The 2,623-nt window shown below is 42.0% G+C and carries 3 protein-coding genes, 1 tRNA gene and 1 pseudogene; 1 reads left to right on the forward strand and 4 read right to left on the reverse strand.

Annotation, left to right across the window (positions count from 1 at the left end; translation table 11 throughout):
* Together B7X71_RS14970 and B7X71_RS14975 are read right to left on the reverse strand one after the other, a co-directional pair.
* Positions 1-288 (reverse strand): annotated as a pseudogene (locus B7X71_RS14970) (cytochrome C); the annotation flags it as partial.
* A gap of 11 nt (positions 289-299) precedes the next feature.
* Positions 300-650, reverse strand: a complete 351-nt coding sequence (locus tag B7X71_RS14975) for a DUF1924 domain-containing protein (protein WP_293601261.1) — start codon at positions 648-650, stop codon at positions 300-302.
* Positions 651-930: 280 nt separating this feature from the next.
* On the opposite strand from B7X71_RS14975, the gene B7X71_RS14980 reads away from it, so the two are divergent.
* The gene (locus B7X71_RS14980) at positions 931-1,512 is read left to right on the forward strand and encodes a hypothetical protein (RefSeq protein WP_293599205.1); all 582 of its coding nucleotides are present in this window, start codon (positions 931-933) and stop codon (positions 1,510-1,512) included.
* Positions 1,513-1,597: 85 nt separating this feature from the next.
* Here B7X71_RS14980 and B7X71_RS14985 read toward each other — a convergent pair whose 3' ends face one another.
* Both B7X71_RS14985 and B7X71_RS14990 read right to left on the reverse strand, forming a co-directional pair.
* Complete coding sequence (locus B7X71_RS14985; RefSeq protein ID WP_293601263.1) at positions 1,598-2,281, reverse strand: tetratricopeptide repeat protein; 684 nt, start codon at positions 2,279-2,281, stop codon at positions 1,598-1,600.
* 246 nt (positions 2,282-2,527) lie between these two features.
* Positions 2,528-2,617, reverse strand: a tRNA-Ser gene (locus B7X71_RS14990).
* Positions 2,618-2,623: the final 6 nt, after the last annotated feature.

The raw sequence follows: 2,623 nt of genomic DNA on the forward strand, positions 1-2,623 counted from the left end.
GGTCTCGCTGTACTTCTGTCGAGTAGCGGCATTTTTTACTAACCAGCTTGTAATTTCAGTCTGGGTCTTTGCATCCACACTAGCGTCAGTGCCAAAGTGCTTGGATAGGCCAGACATGACATTTTTCCAGCTTTGCTCGCTTAATAATGCTGGCGGATAAGCCATGTGACAACTTGCGCACTCAGCTTCATAAGAAGCTGGCGCATCAGTCGGCATCGTCATTTTGGCGGCGAACGTAGATGAAGATGCTAGTAGCAAGGAGGTAGCAATCAATATCGTTTTTTTCATGTTGATCAGACTCATTTAACAGTTAGCAACCAAGATAGAACATCCGCTTTTTCTTGTGCAGTGCAGTCTTTACCGAGTACATCATTGCAGTTACGCTTAAACCACTTCTCAGCTTTAGCCTCGTCAGTAAAGCGAGCAGAATTAGCGCTAGGTGCCAATGGCTTAATCACTTTTCCAGTAACAATGTGTTTAGTGTCGTGATTTGGGGGATTTTCATGACAGGATGCACAGCTCCATTCCTTACCGTGCTTGGCGTTGAAGAACTGCTCTCCTCTACTGAGTGATGCTTTACCAGATTGAGCCTCATAAGACTTCAGTAAGTCCTGAGGCGTTGCCGCGCTAACTATAAGGGGCAGGCCCATGAAAATTAGCCCCGAAAATAACTTCCAAAACATACATACCTCTCTATTCACACTACTCATACTATTACTTAGTATGCGCCATTGATATGACAGCCCATTTTGATAAGTAAGCAAAATAGTCAGGTATTAGGGGTTATTCACTAAAAATCTCCTCAAAAATAATTCTGATGACCGGTATGAGTAATACAATCTATATAAATGCCAAATTAAGCGCATTTATCAACTACTGCATTACTACTCAAAGCTAATGCACCCCAATTTATTAAGGATTAGTACCGTTATGAAAAAAATAGTCATTGTAATCATTCTTACTGCTATTGCTGCAGCCGCCTACTTCATACTGAATCAACCAAAGCCTCCTGTTGCTGCCGTAGCCGCTCAAGAAACTGCTCTCATTTATGACGGTGAAGTAATTAAGATTGATGCTGCAACTCGTACAGTTACTCTCAAAAATCAAGATGGTGAATCGACTATTGTTGCTGGTCCTGAAGTAAAGAACTTTGCTGAAATCAAAGTGGGTGATCGTTTTGACGTTGTTTATGAACTCGCTGTAGCGATTGAATTGGTTAAGGTAAAAAACCCAGGCACCACTAGTGAGCAAGTTACTACTAGCACTACTACTGCCCCACAAGGCGATAAGCCAGGCATGATCACTAGCAATACCGTAACTGCAACCGCGAATGTTGAAGCGATTGATACAGCTAAAAATACCGTATCTTTAAAAGGTCCTCAAGGAAACATCTTTAAAGTTAAAGTTCAGAATCCTGACTTGATGAAAGATATCGCTGTAAACGACCAAGTGAGAGTCGTGTATACAGAAGCAATTGCTGCCGTTGTAAGTGCGCCAGCTGCAAAGAAGTAATGCGATAACGCTTTTCTAGCTACTAGAAAGACAAAACCCCAGCAAGTGATTGCTGGGGTTTTTATTTGGCTTAAATCTTAGAGCATTAAACACACTTATAGAGCCTGCGCATAGTTTCAATCTTCCAATATTGTTGCTGAGCCGTGTCAAATTCCTCTCGGTAGTTTCCTGGGTGAGCATGTTCAAATATCAAAAGAACCCGCTTTGCCTGATCATGCTTAGCAAATGCAGCCAAGGTTAAATAGAGATATCCCTGCTTGAGGTCTTGCTCAATAATATCGCCAGTTGCATATAAAGAACCTAAGGTAAATGCAGCCTGCCTACTACCCTCCTCCGCACCTTTTTTTAATAAGGCAATACCTTTTTCTTGGTTTGGCACAACGCCATGCGCTATACCAGTACCCAGAATGTAAATATTGCCTAAATTACAATAGGCATCTAGCACCTCTTCTTTGATTGCCTTTTCATAGTACTCGACGGCAGTTTTGTAATCTTGCTTAACATCACCCATGCCGCGCTCAAACATTAAGCCCACATTAAAGTGTGCATAACCATTACCCAAACTACTATTTGAGTTCTGTAATGTAAATAGCGTATTGATTTGCTCGGGGTTTAGGCGGCCATCAAAACACATTTTGGTTAATGCATAAAGTGCATCTTCGCTAGCGCGATCTTTAGCGAGGCCATAAAAGATATCAAATGCAGCAGAATAACTTCCGCGCTCGATATTCAGTTGCCCTAAATCAAGGCGTGATTGATCGTCATACATATTTGTTTTAGTCCCTATAGAACCCTGAGATTCTTATTGTTAGAAATTATTGACCCACTATAAAGACATTATCTTTATTTAGGGATACCCCTATGAGCAGGATCTTTTGTCATCACAAAGCTGATTTTTTGACTGATGGCAAGCCAGTAGCGACCAAGAAAAAGCCGCCCCCGAAGGATGGCTTTGGTCATGCTTTTGGTAACGAGGATTTTGAATTGCTACAAACCCTTGTAAAACCGATTAACTTGGCGGAAGAGGTGAGATTCGAACTCACGGAGGACTTTCATCCTCGCCAGTTTTCAAGACTGGTGCATTCAACCGCTCTGCCACTCTTCCTTTGCG

The sequence above is a fragment of the Polynucleobacter sp. 39-46-10 genome, from assembly GCF_002282275.1.